14 protein-coding genes are annotated in these 19,613 nt (G+C 69.6%); 7 read left to right on the top strand and 7 right to left on the bottom strand.

Annotated elements, in window-relative coordinates:
• Positions 1-35 precede the first annotated feature (35 nt).
• Positions 36-1,136, bottom strand: coding sequence for a serine hydrolase domain-containing protein (locus AOM45_RS10985; protein WP_030467491.1), 1,101 nt, complete (start codon positions 1,134-1,136; stop codon positions 36-38).
• A 59-nt stretch (positions 1,137-1,195) separates the two neighbouring features.
• On the bottom strand, positions 1,196-2,491 hold the full coding sequence (locus AOM45_RS10980) for a M14 family zinc carboxypeptidase (protein WP_035910127.1): 1,296 nt from the start codon (positions 2,489-2,491) through the stop codon (positions 1,196-1,198).
• A 361-nt stretch (positions 2,492-2,852) separates the two neighbouring features.
• On the opposite strand from AOM45_RS10980, the gene AOM45_RS10975 reads away from it, so the two are divergent.
• On the top strand, positions 2,853-3,617 hold the full coding sequence (locus tag AOM45_RS10975) for an alpha/beta fold hydrolase (protein WP_030467493.1): 765 nt from the start codon (positions 2,853-2,855) through the stop codon (positions 3,615-3,617).
• An 83-nt stretch (positions 3,618-3,700) separates the two neighbouring features.
• Here the strand turns inward: AOM45_RS10975 and recD2 are convergent, their stop codons facing one another.
• The gene (gene recD2 / locus AOM45_RS10970) at positions 3,701-5,863 is read right to left on the bottom strand and encodes an SF1B family DNA helicase RecD2 (protein WP_030467494.1); all 2,163 of its coding nucleotides are present in this window, start codon (positions 5,861-5,863) and stop codon (positions 3,701-3,703) included.
• An 84-nt stretch (positions 5,864-5,947) separates the two neighbouring features.
• On the opposite strand from recD2, the gene AOM45_RS10965 reads away from it, so the two are divergent.
• From AOM45_RS10965 to AOM45_RS10945, 5 genes are all read left to right on the top strand, one after another.
• Positions 5,948-6,637, top strand: coding sequence for a response regulator transcription factor (locus tag AOM45_RS10965; protein ID WP_063757024.1), 690 nt, complete (start codon positions 5,948-5,950; stop codon positions 6,635-6,637).
• A 23-nt stretch (positions 6,638-6,660) separates the two neighbouring features.
• Entirely contained in the window at positions 6,661-7,632 is a 972-nt protein-coding gene (locus AOM45_RS10960; protein ID WP_030467496.1) for a HAMP domain-containing sensor histidine kinase, read from the top strand.
• A 331-nt stretch (positions 7,633-7,963) separates the two neighbouring features.
• On the top strand, positions 7,964-9,577 hold the full coding sequence (locus AOM45_RS10955) for a DUF4153 domain-containing protein (protein WP_156093804.1): 1,614 nt from the start codon (positions 7,964-7,966) through the stop codon (positions 9,575-9,577).
• Between the two features lie 99 nt (positions 9,578-9,676).
• Positions 9,677-13,414, top strand: coding sequence for a Pls/PosA family non-ribosomal peptide synthetase (locus tag AOM45_RS10950; RefSeq protein ID WP_081902096.1), 3,738 nt, complete (start codon positions 9,677-9,679; stop codon positions 13,412-13,414).
• Positions 13,411-14,607, top strand: coding sequence for a M1 family metallopeptidase (locus AOM45_RS10945; protein WP_081902097.1), 1,197 nt, complete (start codon positions 13,411-13,413; stop codon positions 14,605-14,607). Before AOM45_RS10950 ends, AOM45_RS10945 begins: the two co-directional genes overlap by 4 nt.
• On the opposite strand, the gene AOM45_RS10940 is transcribed toward AOM45_RS10945, so the two are convergent.
• From AOM45_RS10940 to AOM45_RS10925, 4 genes are read right to left on the bottom strand one after another with little or no spacing between them, the layout of a single operon-like run.
• Entirely contained in the window at positions 14,604-15,233 is a 630-nt protein-coding gene (locus AOM45_RS10940) for an NUDIX hydrolase (protein ID WP_030467500.1), read from the bottom strand. The genes AOM45_RS10945 and AOM45_RS10940 overlap by 4 nt on opposite strands.
• Positions 15,184-16,416 (bottom strand): adenylosuccinate synthetase, encoded by a 1,233-nt coding sequence (locus AOM45_RS10935; RefSeq protein WP_051783300.1) that lies wholly within the window; start codon positions 16,414-16,416, stop codon positions 15,184-15,186. Before AOM45_RS10935 ends, AOM45_RS10940 begins: the two co-directional genes overlap by 50 nt.
• 1 nt (position 16,417) lies before the next feature.
• Complete coding sequence (locus AOM45_RS10930; protein ID WP_030467502.1) at positions 16,418-17,398, bottom strand: hypothetical protein; 981 nt, start codon at positions 17,396-17,398, stop codon at positions 16,418-16,420.
• 2 nt (positions 17,399-17,400) lie between these two features.
• On the bottom strand, positions 17,401-18,408 hold the full coding sequence (locus AOM45_RS10925) for a protein kinase family protein (RefSeq protein WP_030467503.1): 1,008 nt from the start codon (positions 18,406-18,408) through the stop codon (positions 17,401-17,403).
• A gap of 115 nt (positions 18,409-18,523) precedes the next feature.
• On the opposite strand from AOM45_RS10925, the gene AOM45_RS10920 reads away from it, so the two are divergent.
• Complete coding sequence (locus tag AOM45_RS10920; protein ID WP_236703292.1) at positions 18,524-19,606, top strand: mechanosensitive ion channel family protein; 1,083 nt, start codon at positions 18,524-18,526, stop codon at positions 19,604-19,606.
• The last annotated feature ends 7 nt before the right edge of the window (positions 19,607-19,613 follow it).

Below are 19,613 nucleotides of genomic sequence, written 5' to 3'. Positions count from 1 at the left end.
AGGGGAGCTGGGTCAACCCAGCTCCCCTTTTGTTGTCAGCAGAAGACCTCGTCGAGCAGCTTCTTGTAGGCGTCACCGGGGTTGCCGCCCACCGGCGCGCTGGTCGCCGACATCTCCAGGCGGTTCTTGTTGTCCGGCGTGGTGAGCAGGTCCGACGAGTAGCCGGGGATGCCGCCGCCGTGGCCGAGGACCTTGGTGCCGCACGGCAACGTCTGCACGGACAGGCCGAGGCCGTAATCCGGGCTGACGGTCGTGGTCTTGACCAGCTCCTGCTGCTGCGCGGGCTTGAGCAGCTTGCCGCTCGTCAGCGCCACGATGAAGGTGTCCAGGTCCTTCGTCGTGGAGATCATCTCACCGGCGGACCAGGCGACCGACGGGTTGAGGCGGGTGATGTCGGACGGCTTGCCGTTCACGGTCCAGTAGCCGTGCGCGTGCGGGCCCCTGATGTTCGGGTTGTCGCCGGGCACCTCGGTGTCGTTGAGCCGCAACGGCTTCAGGATGCGCTGCTCGACCGACTTCTCGTACGGCTTGCCGGTCAGCTTCTCGACGAGCAGGCCCGCGACGATGTAGTTCGTGTTGGAGTAGCTCCACTTGGTGCCGGGCGCGAAGTCCAGCGGCTTGCTCGTGGAGATGGCGAGGAGCTCCTGCGGTGACCAGTGCTTGTAGCGGATCTTCTCGAACTCGTCCGGGCTGAGCGGGAGCGCGTTCGTGTAGTTGTACAGGCCGCTGGTGTGCTGCAGGACCTGGCGGACGGTGATCTGCTTGTCGATCAGGCCGGGCAGGTAGCGGTCGACGGGCGCGTCGAGCTCGACCTTCCCCTCACCCGCGAGCTGCAGGAGCACCGTCGACACGAACGTCTTGGTAATGCTGCCGACGCGGAACCGGCCGTCCAGCGGCACCGGCTTCTCGCTGTCGAGCTCCGCCTTGCCGGAACGTGCGGTGAAGCGCTGCCGCCCGTCCGTCACGCGGGCCTGAACCCCCAACGCTGCCCCGCTCTTGGTGAGCTGGTCCAGGGCCTCCTGCACGACCTTGCGGTCCGCGGCGGTGTCCGTGCCCGTGTCCGCGGCCGCGACTCCCGCGGTGGTCAAAGCGAGCAGGCTCGCCGCGGTGACTGTGGCTACCAATCGAATCCCCATGCCTCCCACCTTGGCGAGGCGCGCGTCCGTCCGCATCCACCTTCAGTCGGATCGACGCCCTAGGGGCTTCCCTTGGTCCGATAGGGCCCAAGGGCGGCTTTCATGGCCGAAACGAGCATGGGACGCACTTTCGGCCAATGCACGTCCTTCTGGCACGAGTACGCCGGGAGGAAGCCGCCGCACGCACCCGACGAGGCGCCGATCTCCCACACGAAGCTCGGCACGCCCAGGTCCTCGTACACCCAGTCGTCCGTGGCGCCGGAGGCGTTGTAGAGCAGCTCGCCCGGCTGGCCCGCCCGGAACCCGGACAGCGACGCCATGTCCTGGGCGATCTTGCGCAACGCGGCGTCGTTGCCGGTCTTCTGGGTGCTCCAGCCCCACGGGAAGAGCACGTAGTTGCCGTAGCTGTGCATGGAGATCACGGTGCCGGTGGTGTCCGCGGCGGCCGCCGCCGTGTCACCGGGCGCGCGGGTGTCGCGGTAGAGCTTGCGCCACAACGACTCCAGCGCCTGCGTCTCGACCTCGGAGTCGGCGCTCGGGCCGCGGTAGACCTCGCTGCACTTGTCCCTGGACGTGCCGACCTCGCCCCAGTGCGAACCGGCGTTGCGGTTGAGGTCGACGCCGCGCTGGCCGGAACCGCACGTGCCGTTGGCGTTCTTGCGGTGCAGGACCGGTGAGTCGCCGCCGGACTCGACGATCTCCACGCCGTCCGGGTTGGCGATCGGGACGACCCAGACCTCCAGCGCGTCGAGCATCGCGGTGAGGTCGGAGCCGACCAGGTCGTCGATGAACCGCCACGCCATGTCGCCGGTGGTGATTTCCCGTGCGTGGAGCTGGCCCATCACGAACAGGCGCGGTTTTGGCGCGGTCGGCGTCAATGCGCAGTCACCAGGTCGTTTGCGCGTGATGCAGATGGCTTTCAGGTCATATCCACCACTGCCGCGCGTCTTGCGCCACGAGTCGCCGTAGTCGACGACCGAGGCCAGTTCGGGATGCGCATTGGCGACTTCGTCGAGATGGGCGAGTTGCGCGGTAATGGTCCGGTAGCCGCCGTAGTACGTCGTATCCGCGAGAGAGCGCGGAGCCCATTGAGACGGAGGCATCACCGTCTCAACAGACGAACGGAAACCGTCGGACAGGAGCATGTCGGCGGTGCGAACGTCGCCCACGACGAAGAGGTCGTCGCCGTCGCGTTGCTCCACCACGTCGTACCCCAGACCGAGCAGCCGCTGGGCGGCGTCACCCATCGGAGCGGGCACACGCAGCACGTATGTCGGCTGTGGACCCTCCGCCGGCGCTGGTGAGGGGCTCAGGAGGAGAGCCAGGCAGGCGAGCAGGGCCAGTGCTGGGCGCATGATCGACGATGATCGACTGTCTGGCAGAACACCGCCACTCCGTTCGACCGACCGGATGATTACCGTCCGGTGCTTGAGACGAGGAACAGGTCGCTTGGCACTGTGTGACGAAACTCAATATGATTTCACTCAGCATCGCAGCGGTTATTGTGCTGACAGGCCGAAACCGACTCGACGAAGAGTGAGGTCCGCACACAATTCACACGAAGACAACGGGAGCGAAACCCATGGATCATCTCTACAACGACAATGTCGCCGAGATCTCCCACCTCTCCCCCTGGCGCGGTTCCCCCGCGGACGACGACGATGGTCTGGAGCCGACCATCGTCCGCAGCATGGACTGACAAAACTCGGGGGTTTCATGACCGGCCCGTCCACCGTCGTCAAGGGCACCGGCCCTGCTCTGCTGCTCGTCCACGGCGCGGGTGGCAGCGTCCAGGCCAACTACGGCCCGGTCCTGCGGACCCTCATCCAGCACTTCACCGTCATCGGGCGCGACCTGCCGGGCTCCGGCAGCACACCGGTGGCCGCGGGCCCGCTCGTCCTGGAGGAGCTCGCCGACGACCTGGTGGACGTCGCGGTGCGGGCCGGGCACGAGTCGTTCCACGTGTCCGGCTACTCGATGGGCTGCGCGATCGCCGCCACGGCGGCGGTCCGCCACCCCGAACGGGTGCGCGGGCTCGTCCTGAGCTCGCCGTTCACCAAGATCGACGCCGCGACCAGGGCGAGGCTCGACCACTGGAGGTCGTTGCTGGACGGCCCCCGCTCGGTGCTGGCCAGGTACATCCTCTCGGTGATGTGCAGCGAGAAGTACCTGGCAGGGCTCACCCCCGCGCAGGCGGAGGGCTTCGCCGAGCTGATCGGCACGACCGTGCCGGCCGGGTCCGCCTCGCACGTCGACCTGATCCTGAGGACCGACCTGTCCGGGCTGCTGCCGCTGGTCACGCAGCCGACGCTGGTGATCGGCGCGTCCGGTGACCGGCTGCTGTCCCCCGCCCTCGCCAAGGAGGTCTCGGACCTCGTCCCGGGAGCGAAGTACACGGACCTCGCGTGCGGGCACGCGATCGCGCTGGAGGCCGCGACGCCGTGGGCGCGGCTGATCACGGACTACCTGACGTCGGTGTAACTACGTCGGTGTAATTACACCGCTGTAACCACACGCGGGGAGCTTTCGTTCGCTCATGGCGCACGAAAGGGCCCCGCGTGCGGTCAACCAGAGCGGAGGCGGTGGGCTAGGGCTGTGTGGCGGCGGCCTGCGCCGACGGTGCGGACGGCTTGGCCGATGGCGCGCTTGGAGCCCACCAGCACCACCAGCTTCTTCGCGCGCGTCACCGCGGTGTAGAGCAGGTTCCGCTGCAGCATCATCCACGCGCTGGTCGTGATCGGGATGACCACGCACGGGTACTCGCTGCCCTGTGAGCGGTGGATGGTCATGGCGTAGGCGTGGCTCAGCTCGTCCAGCTCGGAGAACTCGTAGTCGACTTCCTCGTCCTCGTCGGTGCGAATGGTCAGCTTCTGCTCGACGGGGTCCAACGCGATGACGACGCCCAACGTGCCGTTGAAGACTCCGTTCTTGCCCTTGTCGTAGTTGTTGCGGATCTGGGTGACCTTGTCGCCGACCTTGAACACCCTGCCGCCGAAGCGCTTCTCGGGGAGGTTGTCCCGTGACGGCGTGAGCGCTTCCTGGAGGACGGTGTTCAACGCGCCCGCGCCGGCCGGGCCGCGGTGCATCGGGGCGAGGACCTGGATGTCCTTGCGCGGGTCGAGCCCGAACTTGCGCGGGATGCGGTTCGCCACCACGTCGACGGTCGTCGTCGCGGCCTCTTCGGCCTCGTCGGTGCTGAACAGGAAGAAGTCGGGAAGTCCCTGCACCAACGGGTAGTCGCCGCTGTTGATGCGGTGGGCGTTCGTGACGACGCCGGACTCCTGGGCCTGGCGGAAGATGTGCGTGAGCCGGACGTTCGGGATCGGGCTGCCCTGCGCCAGCACGTCCCTGAGCACCTCGCCGGCGCCGACGGACGGCAGCTGGTCGACGTCTCCCACGAGCAGGAGGTGGGCGCCGGGCGGGACGGCCTTCACGAGTTTGTTGGCCAGCAACAGGTCCAGCATCGAGGCCTCGTCGACGACCACGAGGTCGGCGTCGAGCGGGTGGTCGCGGTCGTACGCCGCGTCGCCGCCCGGTCTGAGTTCCAGCAGCCGGTGGACCGTGCGGGCCTCGTGGCCGGTCAGCTCGGTCAGGCGCTTGGCGGCACGGCCGGTGGGCGCGGCCAGGACGATCTTGGCCCGCTTCGCCTGGGCCAGCCGGACGATCGAGCGCACGGTGAAGCTCTTGCCGCAGCCGGGACCGCCGGTGAGCACCGCGACCTTCTGCGTCAGCGCGAGCTTCACCGCAGCGGCCTGGTGTTGTTCGAGCTCGGTGCCGAGCCAGGCGAAGGCCTTGTCCCAGTCGACGCCAGCGAAGCTCGGCATGCGGTCGTTGTCCGCGTGCAGCAGGCGCTTGAGCTGCGACGCCATCGAGATCTCCGCGCGGTGGAACGGGACCAGGTAGATCGCGATCTCGTCGTCGGGGAGCTCCTCGCGGACGACGCCCTCCTCCTCGACGAGCTCCGCCAGGCAGTCGATGACGAGGCCGGTGTCGACCTGGAGGATCTTGATGGCGTCCGCGATGAGGGCCTGTTCCGGCAGGTAGCAGTTGCCGTCGGTGGTGGCCTCGGAGAGCGTGAACTGCAGGCCTGCCTTGACGCGTTGCGGGCTGTCGTGCGGGATGCCGACGGCCTTCGCGATGACGTCCGCGGTCTTGAAGCCGATGCCCCAGACGTCGCTCGCCAGCCGGTACGGCTCCTCCCTGACGACCTCGATGGACTTGTCGCCGTACTGCTTGTAGACGCGGACGGCGAGGCTCGTGGAGACGCCGACGCCCTGGAGGAAGACCATGACCTCCTTGATGGCCTTCTGCTCCTCCCACGCGTCGGCGATGAGCTTGGTGCGCTTCGGGCCGAGCTTCGGGACCTCGATCAGGCGCTCGGGGGTGTGCTCGATGACGTCCAGCGCCTGCACGCCGAAGTGGGTGACGATCTTGTCCGCGAGCACCGGCCCGATGCCCTTGATCAGGCCGGAGCCGAGGTAGCGGCGGATGCCCTGGATCGTCGCGGGCAGGATCGTCGTGTAGTCGTCGACGTGGAACTGCTTGCCGTACTGCGGGTGCGAACCCCAGTGGCCGCGCATGCGGATCGACTCGCCGGGCTGGGCACCGAGCAGCGCGCCGACGACCGTGACGAGGTCGCCGCGGCCGGTGTCGACCTTGGCGACGGTGTAGCCGTTGTCCTCGTTGGCGTAGGTGATCCTCTCGAGGACCGCTTCGAGGACGTTCATGCTGCGAACCTACCTCGGGCTTCTGCACACGATCTTCACAACTTGTCCCGGCGTCCTCCACGACATGGTCATAAAGTCACCGGCATGACAGGTCAGCGCCGGGTGCTCGTCGTCGAGGACGACATCACGATCGCCGAGTCCGTGGCCGCACGGCTGCGGGCGGAGGGCTTCGTGGTGTCGGTTGCTCACGACGGGCCGTCGGGGGTCGCGCAGGCGGCTTCGTTCCTGCCTGACCTGGTCGTTCTGGACGTGATGCTGCCGGGGTTCGACGGGCTCGAGGTGTGCCGGCGGATCCAGGCGTCGCGTTCGGTGCCGGTGCTGATGCTGACCGCGCGGGGGGACGAGACCGATCTGCTGGTCGGCCTCGCCGTGGGGGCCGACGACTACCTGACGAAGCCGTTCTCGATGCGGGAGCTGGCGGCACGGGTGCACGTGCTGCTGCGCCGGGTGTCCCGCGCGGCTTCGTCGCAGTCGCTGGAGCTAGGGGACCTGGAGATCGACCTGGCCGGGCGCCGCGTGCGCAGGGCCGGTGTCGAGGCGCACCTGACGCCGACCGAGTACGACCTGCTGGTGTTCCTGGCCGAGCGGCCGTCGGCCGTGCAGGCGCGGGAACGGTTGCTGGCGGAAGCGTGCGGGTGGCACGACGGCGCGTCGTCGCGGACGGTCGACAGCCACGTGAAGGCGCTGCGGCGCAAGCTCGGGGCCGACCTGATCAGGACGGTGCACGGCGTGGGGTACGCGCTGGAGGTACCCCAGAAGAAGGTGTCTCCGTGAGGCGTCTTCTCGAACTGCTCGACATGCTGCCGCGTCCGCTGGACTCGGTGCGGTCGATCAAGCTCAAGCTGGGCATCGTGATCGTGGTGTCGGGGTGCGTGGCGTTCGCGTACTTCCGTTACGTGACGGGGTGGCTGCCTCCGCGCACGACGATCATCGCGCTCTTGCTGGGGCTGCTGACGTCGCAGCTGCTGGCGCACGGCATGACGTCGCCGTTGCGGGAGATGACGTCCGCGGCCCGGTCGATGGCGTCCGGTGACTACTCGCGCTCGGTGCGAGCCACGTCCTCTGACGAGGTCGGGCAGCTGGCCGAGGCGTTCACGGTCATGGCCGGGGATCTGGCCGCCGCCGACCAGCAACGGCGTGAGTTGATCGCGAACGTGTCGCACGAGCTGCGAACGCCGATCTCGGCGTTGCAGGCCGTGCTGGAGAACGTGGTGGACGGGGTGGCCGTCGCCGACGCGGCGACGATGAAGACGGCTCTCGCCCAGACCGAGCGGCTGGGCCGGCTGGTCACCGAGCTGCTGGACCTGTCGAAGATCGACGCCGGGGTCCTGTCGCTGAACCGCGAGAAGCTGTCGGTGTCCTCGCTGGTCGCCGACGTGGTGGCGGAGGCGGCCGTGGCTGCTCCCGCCGCGTCGTTCTCGATCGACGTCGACGGAGACCTGACGGTCCTCGCCGACGGGGAACGACTGCACCAGGTGCTCGTGAACCTGGTCGACAACGCTGCCCGGCACGGCCCCACCGGGGGGTTGGTGTCCGTGTCGGGGTTCGCTTCCGGAGGTTCGGTCGTCCTGGAGGTGCGGGACGAGGGACCGGGGATCGCGCTTGCGGACCGGTCGCGGATCTTCGAGAGGTTCACCCGAGGGGAGAGGGCGGGCGGTGGTGGGACCGGGCTCGGTCTCGCCATCGCCCGGTGGGTGGTGGACCTGCACGGCGGGACGATCGCCGTGGTGGATCCCGGGTCGTGCATCCGGGTGACTTTGCCTCGCTGACTTTTCTATTCGCACCGCGTGGGTGGTGTGACGGTGACGCGCGCCCTTTTTGGGCTTGGAGAGGGACATGACTGACTCTGACTCGACGAAATCGCCTGGCTCCGGGGAGACGCCGGAGGAGCCGGCGGTGCAGCGGCTGCGGTACCGGCACTTCCGGAAGGTCGGGTACAAGCCTGTGGCCGGGGAGGCGGCGGGGCCTGGGGGCTCGCCGGACCCCGAAGAGGCTGCTGAGGACGCCGAGGCAGGCTCACGCAGGGGTACCCCCGAGCCGGGAACCCCTGCATCTCAACCTACTCACGAGGTCCGACAAGATCGGCCGGCGAGCAAGAGCGTGGGCGAGTCGGGAAAATCGAGCACAACCACCGCCGAGGCACCGAAGCCCGGCCCGCTGCCCGGTACCGAGGCACAGAAGCCCGCCCAGGTGGCGACCGCCACCCTCCCGCCGCCCTCCCCGTGGCAGGGCCCACCCCGCTACCCCGCCCCCGCGATGGTCATCCCGGCCCCTGGCGTCCCGTTCATGCCCTGGTGGACCCCGCCCACCACGGGAGCCTCCGGCAAGGCCCTGGCAGTCGGCCTGATCGCAGGCCTGGCCGCCGCGTTCCTCGCCCCTCCCAACAACGGCATCGGCTGGTTCCTCGCGGCGCTGTTCGGCGTCGGCGCCGTTCTGTTCTACGCGGGCAGGCCGTCCGTCGAGCGCGCGCTCTGGCTGGCGGGGGCGCTGGCGTTCCTCGCCATGGGGTTCCTGCGGGCGGCCGAGTGGATCTTTCCGATGTGCGTGCTGGCGTCGATGTTGTGCGGGTCCATCGCCATGGCCGGCGGCAGGACGGTGCGGGGGCTCGTGTTCGGTGCGCTCGGGGTCGGGCTGGCCGGGTTGCGGTCCATCCCGTGGGTTGCGAAGGGGCTCAGCAAGCGCGGGCCGATCGGTCTCCGGCCGTTCATCTCGGTCGGGGTGGCGCTGGTGCTGTTGCTCGTCTTCGGCTCGTTGCTGGCGGGGGCGGACAAGGGGTTCAACGACTTCCTCGAAGGGTTGGTCCCCGACCTCGATGCCGGTGTCTACGTCCGGATGGGGTTCTTCGGGGTCGTCGCGGCGCTCGGGGCGTTGGGCGCGTGCTACCTCGTGGCGGCGCCGCCGAAGATCAACGAGGACGTCGAGGCCAAGCCCGGGTCGTTGCGGCTCAAGGACTACGGGTTGCCCGTTGGTGTGCTGGTGTTGCTGTTCACCGGGTTCGTGGGGACGCAGCTCGCGGTTCTGTTCGGTGGCGAGGCTTATGTCATGAAGACGGCCGGTGTCACGTTCGCCGAGTACGCGCGGTCCGGTTTCTGGCAGCTGCTGTGGGTCGCGATCCTGACGCTCGGCGTCATCGCGGGCGTTGCGCACTTCGCGGTCAAGAAGACGACGCGCGACCAGTTGTGGCTGCGGGTTCTGCTGGGTTCACTGACTGTTCTCACACTGGTCATCGTGGCGAGTGCGTTGAGCCGCATGTGGTTCTACCAGCAGGCGTACGGGTGGACGGTGCTGCGGTTGCTCGTGTCGTCGTGCGAGATCTGGCTCGCCGTCGTGTACCTCATGGTGATCGCGGGCGGAATCACCTTGCGCGCCAACTGGTTGCCCAAGGCGATCGTCGGGACCGGAGCGGCGTTCCTCCTCGTGGTCATGGTGATGAACCCCGAACGGGTGGTTGCCGACTACAACGTGTCGCGGTTCGAGGCGACGAAGAAGATCGACACGCGTTACCTGTCGGAGCTGTCGGAGGACGCGGTGCCCGCGCTCGTGAGGCTGCCCGAACACGAACGCAGCTGTTCGTTGCGGTGGTTGAAGAATCGCACGAACGTCGAGCAGGACTGGCGCGACTTCAACCTCGCGCGGCACAACGCCTGGGAGTCACTCGAAAGTGTTGCGGTGACTGATGTCACCTGTGAGTACGCCTACTCCGGAGAGAGGTAGTCGTTAACTGGCGGTAAAGTTGCTGGCCGGAGAGTTGCCGAGAGGGTGAGAAGTGACGCTGACGTGACCATTGCGGCTGAACCCGTTGTTCTTCGATCGATGTTCACGGCAGGCGAGGCGCCCACCCCGCGCACACTCCTGGACATCCTGCGCGCGAGTGCCGAACAGCACCCGGACGCGCTGGCCGTCGACGACGGCACCACCGCGCTCACGTACCGCGCGCTCATCTCGGAAGTGCTGGAACTCAAGGAAAAGCTCGCCGCCGAGGGTGTCGGGGCAGGCGACCGGGTCGGCATTCGCGTGCCGTCCGGGACCGCCGACCTCTACGTCTCGATCCTCGCCACCCTCGCGGCGGGCGCCGCCTACGTGCCCGTCGACTTCGAGGACCCGGACGAGCGAGCAGAGCTCGTTTTCGGTGAGGCACAGGTGAGTGCCGTGCTCGGCGAAGGCCGATCCCTTGTGCTGCACGGCACCACGCTCGGTGTGCCCGGCGAGCCCGGTCTCGACAACGACGCGTGGATCATCTTCACGTCCGGCTCCACCGGCAAGCCCAAGGGCGTTGCCGTCACGCACCGCAGCGCCGCCGCGTTCGTGGACGCAGAGGCGCGGCTGTTCCTCTCCGACGAGCCGATCGGCCCGGAAGATCGTGTGCTGGCCGGGCTTTCCGTCGCGTTCGACGCCTCCTGCGAGGAGATGTGGCTCGCGTGGCGGCACGGCGCCTGCCTCGTGCCCGCACCGCGGTCGTTGGTGCGCACCGGCATGGACCTCGGCCCGTGGCTGGTCGAGCAGGAGATCACCGTCGTCTCCACGGTTCCGACGCTGGCCGCGCTGTGGCCGGTCGAGGCGCTGGACGACGTGCGGTTGCTGATCTTCGGCGGCGAGGCCTGCCCGCCGGACCTGGCCGAGCGCCTCGCCGTGGACGGCCGCGAGGTCTGGAACACCTACGGGCCAACGGAAGCGACCGTGGTCGCCACCGCCGCGCAGCTGTCCGGCGCCGGCCCGGTGCGCATCGGCCTGCCGCTGGACGGCTGGGAGCTCGCCGTCGTGGACGCGGCGGGCGAGGTCGTGCCCATGGGCGAGTCCGGCGAACTGGTGATCGGCGGCGTCGGCCTCGCGCGTTACCTCGACCTCGCGAAGGACGCCGAGAAGTACGCGCCGCTGCCCTCGATGGGCTGGGACCGCGCGTACCGCAGTGGTGACGTGGTGCGCGCCGAGCCCGAGGGGCTGGTGTTCCTCGGCCGCGCGGACGAGCAGATCAAGCTCGGCGGCCGGCGCATCGAGCTGGGCGAGGTCGACGCCGCACTGCTGGCGCTCGACGGCGTGGCCGGTGCGGCCGCCGCCGTGCGCACCACGCGGGGCGGCAACCAGATCCTCGTCGGCTACGTCGTGGTCGACGGCGAGTTCGACCAGGCCGCGGCCGTCGAGCAGCTCCGCGCCGAGCTGCCCGCCGCGCTGGTGCCGTTGATCGCTGTCGTCGACACGCTGCCGACGCGCACGTCCGGCAAGGTCGACCGCGCCGCCCTGCCGTGGCCGCTGGAGTCGCTCGACACCGCGGGTGCGGTGTTCTCGGGCCTGGAAGGCTGGCTGGCCGAGCAGTGGGCGGCCGTGCTGGGTTCCGGACCGGCTTCCGAGGACGCGGACTTCTTCGCCTCCGGTGGCAGCTCGCTGTCCGCGGCGCAGCTCGTCTCACTGGTGCGCACGCGCTACCCGAGCACGTCCGTCTCGGACATCTACCAGAACACGACGCTGCACAAGCTCGCGCGCAAGCTCGAGTCGTACGGCTCCACCGCCGAGGTGCACGAGGTCGCGCCGACGCCGCGCTGGACCGGCGTGGTGCAGACGTTGCTGATGATCCCGCTGCTGACCGTTGCCGGTGCGCGCTGGGTCGTCGCACTGACGGCGCTGTCGAACGTGCTCGGCTGGACGTCCGTGTCGTGGTGGTGGGTCGCCGCGGGCTGGGCGGTGTTCATCTCGCCGCTCGGCCGCCTCGCGGTGTCCGCCGGTGGCGCGCGGTTGTTGCTGCGGGGCCTCAAGCCCGGCGAGTACCCGCGCGGTGGTTCCGTCCACTTGCGACTGTGGACCGCCGAGCTGCTGGCGCAGATGACGCGCGCCACCGAGCTTTCCGGCTCGTGGGTGACGCACTACGCGCGGGCGTTGGGCGCGAAGGTCGGCCCGGGCGTCGACCTGCACTCGCTGCCGCCGATCACGGGCATGCTGAAGATCGGCCGCGGTGCGGCCGTCGAGCCCGAGGTCGACCTGTCCGGCTGGTGGCTGGACGGCGACCGGCTGCGGATCGGCCGCATCCGGATCGGCGCGGGTGCGACCGTGGGTGCGCGCAGCACGCTCTTCCCCGGTGCGCGGATCGGCAAGCGGGCCGAGGTGGCGCCCGGTTCGGGTGTCGTGGGTTCCGTGCCGACAGGTCAGCGCTGGGCGGGCGTTCCCGCGATCCGCGAGGGCAAGGCGGCGCGTTCGTTCCCGTCACGCCGTCCGCAGCGCTCGTACTTCTGGAACTTCATGTACGGCGTCTCGTCCGGCCTGCTCGCCGCGCTGCCGTTGCTGGCGGCGGCTCCGGCCGTGCTGTACGTGCTGCGCCGGCCCGTGACGCTGACGTCGGCGCTGTGGGACGTCCCGGTCGCATCGGTGATCTGGTTCGGCTCGTACGCGTTGCTGGTGCTGGTTTCCGTGCGGTTGCTGGGCATCGGCATGCGCGAGGGCCACTACGCCGTGCACAGCCGCGTCGCGTGGCAGGCGTGGACGACCGAGCGGTTGATGAACAACGCGCGCTCGGCCCTGTTCCCGCTGTACGCCTCGCTGTTCACGCCGGTCTGGCTGCGCCTGCTGGGCATGAAGGTCGGCCGCCGCGTCGAGGCGTCCACCGTGGTGGCGCTGCCGAAGATGACCCGCGTCGGCGACGGCGCGTTCCTGGCCGACGACACCATGGTCGCGTCCTACGAGCTCGGCGGCGGCTGGCTGCGCATCGCGACCGCCCGCGTCGGCAAACGGGCGTTCCTGGGCAACTCGGGCATGACCGCGCCGGGCCGCGCGGTGCCGAAGGGCGGGCTCGTCGGAGTCCTGTCGGCGGCACCGAAGCGCGCCAAGGCCGGTTCCTCGTACCTGGGCATGCCGCCGATGAAGCTGCCGCGCGCGGCCGAGGTGTCAGACCAGTCGCGCACCTTCGACCCGCCCAAGCACCTGATGTGGGCGCGGGCGCTGGTGGAGCTGTGCCGGTTCGTCCCGGTCATGCTGAACGTCGCGTTGGTCGTCGGCGTGCTGTTCGCCCTGCGTTCGTACGGTCTGTGGTGGTCCGGCGTGGTGCTGCTGGCCGCCGGTGTCGCCGCGTGCCTGGTGGCCGTCGTCGCCAAGTGGGCGCTCGTGGGCCGCTTCCACGTGCGCGAGTACCCGCTGTGGTCGGCGTTCGTGTGGCGCAACGAGCTCGCGGACACGTTCGTCGAGGTGCTCGCCGTGCCGTGGCTCGTCGGTTTCTCCGGTGGCACACCGATCATGAACTGGTGGCTGCGCTCGCTCGGCGCGTCCGTCGGCCGCGGCGTGTGGTGCGAGTCGTACTGGCTGCCCGAGGCCGACCTGGTGAAGCTGGGCGCCGGCGCGTCGGTCAACCGCGGCTGCGTCGTGCAGACGCACCTGTTCCACGACCGCATCCTGCGCATGGACAAGGTGACGCTCGCGGAAGGCGCCACTTTGGGCCCGCACGGCATCGTGCTGCCCGGTGCGTCCGTCGGCGCCCACACCACGATCGGACCCGCCTCGCTCGTCATGCGCGGAGAGGATGTACCGTCGGGAACCCGTTGGCTGGGCAACCCGATCTCCGCGTGGACATGAGCTTCTCGGTACACCACTACGCATTAGAGCTTGACTACAAGCCGCACTCCGCACGTCTCTCGGGACGTGCGGTGCTGCAGGCTTCCTGCGCCTCGCTCTCGTCGTTCTCGTTGTCCTTCGGTACTTTGCGGGTCTCGAAGGTGCTGGTGAACGGCAAACCCGCCCGGTACGCGCACGCGGGCGGTGTGCTGAACGTTCGCGCCACCGTGCGCGGCAACTTCTCGGTCGAGGTCCGCTACTCGGGAACGCCCGTGCCGGTGTCCACCCCGGAATGGGGCGACCTCGGCTGGGACGAGCTGACCGACGGCTCGATCGTCGCCTCGCAGCCGGTTGGGGCACCGTCGTGGTTCCCGTGCCTGGACGAGCCGTCGTCCAAGGCGTCGTACCTGCTGGACGTGACGGCGCCGTCGTCCTACATGGTCGTGTGCAACGGCGTGCTGGTGGACGGCAAGGTGTCCGGCAGCACCACGAGGTGGGTGTACTCGATGGCCGCGCCGATGGCCACGTACCTGGCGACCGTCCAGATCGGACAGTACGTCGAGGTGCTGCCGGACGTCTGGGCCCCGGCCCGGCTGCGCAGGCTCGTGGCACACGACTTCGCCCGGCAGAACCAGATGATTTCGCTGTTCTCGTCGCTGTTCGGGCCTTACCCGTTCACGAAGTACTCGGTCGTGGTGACCGACGACGAGCTCGACGTCCCGGTCGAAGCGCAGGGGCTGTCGACGTTCGGGGCCAACCACGTGGACGGACAGCGGGGTTCGGAACGGTTGGTGGCGCACGAGTTGGCGCACCAGTGGTTCGGCAACTCGGTCGGAATCGCGGCCTGGGAACACATCTGGCTCAACGAGGGCTTCGCCTGCTACTCGGAGTGGCTGTGGTCGGAGGCTTCCGGTGGCCGGTCGGCGGACGCCTGTGCTGCCGGAGCCCGGGAGTTGTTGTCCCGCCTGCCGCAGGACCTCGTGATCGGACGGCCTGCTCGGGCCGACTGGTTCGACGACCGGGTCTACCAGCGCGGGGCGTTGACCTTGCACTCGTTGCGGCGCGAGATGGGGGACGACTCGTTCTTCGCGCTGCTGCGGGAGTGGTGTGCGCGGAACCGGCACGGCCTGGTGACCACTGAGGACTTCCTCACCCTGGCAGGGCACCGCGACCTGCTCACGCGCTGGTTGTTCGAGCCCGCGCTACCGCTCTAGCGGGTCCACTTCCACACCAACGGCGGGCGGCCTCCCTTGGGCAATGCCGCGGCGTGCTCGCTGGTGCGTTCGAGGCCGGGCACGCGGTCCATCGTGCGCCCCAGGTTGGCCGGGTAGGGCCGGTCGCCGGTCAGCGACTCCGTCACGTCGAGCGCCTGCGCCGTCGTGAACTCGGGCCCCAGCAGCCCCGCGCTGAACGGCACGTCGCGCCACAGCTTGTCCGCCAGCAACGGCCGGCAGTCGGCGACGATCCGGTCGTGGTCGAAGGCCAGCGGCGGCACCTCGTCCAGCCTGCTCCAGACGGCCAGGTCACCGGTCGGGCGGGTCACGGTGGCCCACAACGCGATCGACAGCGTCGGGCCGCGCGGGTCACGCGACGGCTCGTCGAACGTGGCGAGCTGACCGGTCGCCGTCACCGACTCCTCGGCGAGACCGAGCTTGCCCGTGACGGCCCTCGTGGTCGCGTCGCGCAGCCGTTCGCCCTTGCCCAGCAGGACACCGGGAAGCGCCAGCTCGCCGGCGAACGGCTCGTGTGCGCGCGGTGCCACCCCCACGAGCACCGCGCGCGCCTCCGGATCAAACCGGAGCACGATCACGTCCACCGACACCAGCGTCGACTCGATCATGTCCTGGATTCTCCCGCACCGCGTAGTCCGCCCTCGACGGGCCCGCCCCGGTCACCAGCACCTCGACGCCGAGCAGATCTTCCAGGTACGTCAACGGTTCCGGCATCTCCTCCAGGAGCGGTCCGGTGGCGACCTGCAGATCGCGGGCGTCCAGGTGGGTCACGGCCAGGCCGTCGATCCCGCCGCAGCACCGCACCGAGTAGCGCAGCAGATCGGCGTCCAGGTGCCCCGCCCGCCACGCGCCCTGGAACTCCCCCGTGCCGTTGTGCGCTTCCGGGAACCGCTCGAGCAGGGCCGGGTCCTCCGTCGGCAACGGGCCCGCGCCGTGCCGCGTCTGGTAGGTCCTGGTCACGCCGATCACGCGGGCGGGACGACCGACGAGCAGCTCTCGCGCGTTGCGGGGCGTGACCGTGGACCACGTCGTGTGCGGGTGGAAGCCGTGGGTCTCGTCGAGCAGGACGCCCTGCGCGCCCTCGAAGACGAGCCGTCCGGTGTCGGCGAGCCGCCCGGCCTCGTCACCGGTCGTGATCCGGACGGCGTCCGCGAACGAGGTGTAGAGCTCGACGAGGTCGTCGACGCCGCCGACCTCGCCGGTGAGCGGCTCGTAGAACCGGGCGAGCACGTCGAGTTTTCGCCGCAGCGCCCGCGGATCCATGCAGTCGCCGACCCTCGGTGCGGGGCCGGGGTCGCCGAGCACCTGCTGCTCCTCGACCACCTCGCCCCGCACCGCCCCCCGGTCGCCGAGGAGCCCGTACCAGACGGTCTCCCCGATCCCCTTCCCGCACGACCCGTGCCGGTCGGCGCCCCTGGCGATCTCCCGCGCCCTGTTCGCGGCCACGTGGAACGGGGTCGTGAGCAGGGCGCCGGCGTCGATCGACACCAGCGACAACGGGTCGGCGACACCGACGGCCTCCAGCTCGCGCGACTCGGTCGCGAGAGCGATCGGCTCGACGAGCACGTGGCGGGAGAGCCAGGTCGGCACGCCCGCGAGCGTGCCCGACCCGAACTGGCTGAACGTGTGGTGCCGGCCGTCGACGACCACGTTGTGCGCGGCCTGCGCTCCCCCGTTGAACCGCACGACCGCCGACAGCGGCCCGTCCGCGCACAGCGCGTCGACCACCGCTCCCTTGCCCTCGTCGCCGAACCCCAGCCCGACGACGATGACGTGCTCGTCCCGCCTCATGTCAGCTCAGCCTCACGTCGTCGGGGCCGTCGATGCCCAGCGGGGCGCCCGACGCCGTCAGCGAGCGCGCGCCGACCGTGGCCAAAGCCTTGCCGACGGCCTCGCTCTCGGCGACCGAGCCGATCTCGGCGAGGTCCACCAGTGCCTGATCAAGGTCCACGACGCTCTCCTCGACGCCGATGGTCGCGGCGATCAGCTCGCACACCGCGCCGGGGTCGTCGAGCTTGAGGAAGTTCTGCCCGAGGATCGAACGCCAGTGCTCACCGATGCTGTCGTCGTGGAAGTACGACGACTGGTTCGGCAGGATGAAGTACACGTGCCACTTGCGGGCGAGCTCGCGGTACACCGACACCGGGTCGATGTCCTGGTTGACCTCGTCACCGATGACGCGGCGGATGTGCCTGGCCTCCAGCCGCGGCTTGTTCAGCTCGTCGCCGATGATGAACAGGTAGCCCTTGCGGCCGCGCTTCTGCCAGGCGTCGGTGACGACGTGCCGTGCGATGAAGTACGCCGCCAGCTCGTACGACTCGCTCTTCTGCCCGCCGCCGTTGCCTTCGAGGAAGATGTCGCGCAGCTGCTCGTCCATGCGGTTGTCCGACTCGAACTGCCCGACCTGCAACGGCACGCGGTCGCTGTCGGCGTCACCGATGCCGCCGAACATCACCTGCGGGTCGGCGAGATATCCCTTGCGCTGCAACAACCCGTGCAACTTGCCGAGCTTGCCCTGCATGATCCGCGGCACCGCGCCCATCGACCCGGTCACGTCGAACAGCACCGCGATCGGTGTCGAGTCGGCGTGGTCGGGCGAGTCGCGGCACTCGCGGAACCCCACGCCCAGCGGATCCAGCGACGGCGCGGCCTTCCAGCTCGCGGCGGGCGTCGACTTCATCGAGGCGGTGTAACCGAAGTCGGCGATGCCCTTGGCCGCGCGGAAGGTCTTCGCCGCGGCGTAGGCGTTGTCGTCCCACCTGCCGTGTCCCATGGTCATTCTCCTGTCTGGGGAAGGGCGAACGGGCGGAAGCGCCGTGCGCCGTAGAGGTCTTCGAGGAGGTCGTCGTACTCCTCGATCAGGTCGACGGCGTCGGGCCGCCGCCGCGGGTTTTCCTGCAGGCACCCTCGAGCGAAGGCCCGCTGGCGAGGTTCGTTTTCCGCCAGGAGTTCGAGCATCAGCGTGTGTGCCATGTGGACGTCCGTCGCGGCCGTGACCGGCTGCCGCGCAACGACTTCCGGTGGGTAGGAGATGGTGCGGCTCGTCGCGAGGAGCCGTTGTCCCTCCTCGACGGCGAACGACCAGCCGGCCAGGACGATGCCGTGCTGTTCCGGGTGCACCATGACGTTCTCGGCGGTCACAGCCCCGTGCACCAGCCCGATCTGGTGCGCGCCGGCCAGCGCTTTGAGCAGCCTGCGGTGCATCCACGCGTAGTCCCGGCCGTCCAGCCCGTCCGGGAACGCGCGCCGGACGTCCGCGAGCGTCACGAAGCCGTCCAGCAGGGGTTCGAGCACCGTGAAGGCGCGTGAGCCCTTGGCGACGTCGCCCGACGTGTCGAGCAGCCGCGGGTAGAACGGGCGCAGCCACTGGTTCCGGTCCGTGAAGGACTCCAACGCCCTCAGCGCCAGCCATTCACCGTGCAGCAACGGGTTCAGGGCCGGGTTGCGCACCACCTTGACCACGTGCGGACCGTCCGCCTCGTACAGGTTGGCGATGCTGCCGACCGCGAACGGCTCCCCGATGCGGTACACGCCGGTCTTCGTCCTCAACTCGACGACCGCGCCGTGCACCCACTCGTGGTGCAGGCGGGTCAGCTCGGCCGACGCCGCGTGCGCCCTCGTGTCGCGCGGTCCGACCACGTCGGGGTGCAGCACCGAGGCCAGGGCGTGGTACCGGCGTCGCACCTGCTTGCGCCTGGCCGGATCGGTGGTGCGCGGACCGAAGAGCGCTTCGGCTGACGCGGCGCGTTCCACCAGTTCCAGGGCCTCGGCTGTCGTGAGCATGGTTTGAGTCTAAGTGACTCAAACCCCGATCGCAACGCTGTTCTTCGTGACCCGGCTCATGGTGTTCCGGTCCCCAGACGCCGGGTACCCCGTCCCGATACCGGAAGGAGGGACCGTGCTGTTCGTCGTCATGGGCTGTTCCGTGGCCTTCGCACTGCTCGCGGTGGAGGTGGTCCACCGGCTGGTGCGCCGCTTCACCCACAGCGGGAAGATGTACCGGCCAGGCCAGGTGTTCGGAGCGTTGCTGGCCGCCCAGGCAAGCCTGAGCGCCTACCCGGTCGACGCCCCGGTCACCCTGCACGCGCTGGGCATCGCGTTGATCCTGGCCGGTGCGTGGCTGCTGTCGGCCCTCATCAGCACGCTCGTGGACCTCTCGCTGTCGCGGATTCGCACGGACGTCACGGACAACCGGCACGCGCGGCGCGTGCACACGCAGGTCACGCTCGTGCGGCGGCTGGCGCTGGTGGTCATCGGCGTGCTGGCGGTCGGGGCCATCCTGATGACCTTTCCCGGGGCCCGGGCCGTCGGGTCGACCGTACTGGCCAGTGCGGCTGTGATCGGTGCGGTGGCGGCGTTGGCGGCGCAGTCGTTGCTGGGCAACGTGATCTCGGGGATGCAGATCGCGTTCAGCGACGCCGTGCGGCTCGACGACGTCGTCGTGGTCGAAGGCGAGTGGGGGCGGGTCGAGGACATCACGCTGACGTACGTGGTGCTGCACCTGTGGGACGACCGGCGGCTCGTGTTGCCGACCTCCTACTTCCTCAAGACGCCGTTCGAGAACTGGACGCGCACGCAGTCCGCGCTGCTCGGGACCGTCGAGCTGGACCTGGACTGGACGGTGCCGGTCGAGCCGATGCGGCAGGAGATGCGGTCCATGCTGGAGGGCAGCGACCTGTGGGACGGGCGGGTGTCCGTGTTGCAGGTGACGGCCGCGACCCAGGGGTTCGTGCGCCTCAGGGCGCTGGTGAGCGCGGCCGACGCCGGGAAGTTGTGGGACCTGCGGTGCCTCACCCGCGAGCACCTGGTCGACTGGGTGCAGCGGTACCACGACGGCGCGTTGCCGCAGGTGCGGACGCGGACCGTCACGCGGGCCGCACGGCAGCAGCCCGCCGGTGACCAGCACACGGACGCTCGGGTGTTCGGGGAGAGCGCGGACGGGGCGTTGCGGGAGCAAGCGTTTGCGGGACCCAGGCAGTAGCGCGTTG

Source organism: Lentzea aerocolonigenes (assembly GCF_000974445.1).
Classification (GTDB): domain Bacteria; phylum Actinomycetota; class Actinomycetes; order Mycobacteriales; family Pseudonocardiaceae; genus Lentzea; species Lentzea aerocolonigenes.
The sequence above is the reverse complement of the archived record's forward strand: the minus strand, read 5'-3'. Positions and strand labels throughout refer to the sequence as shown.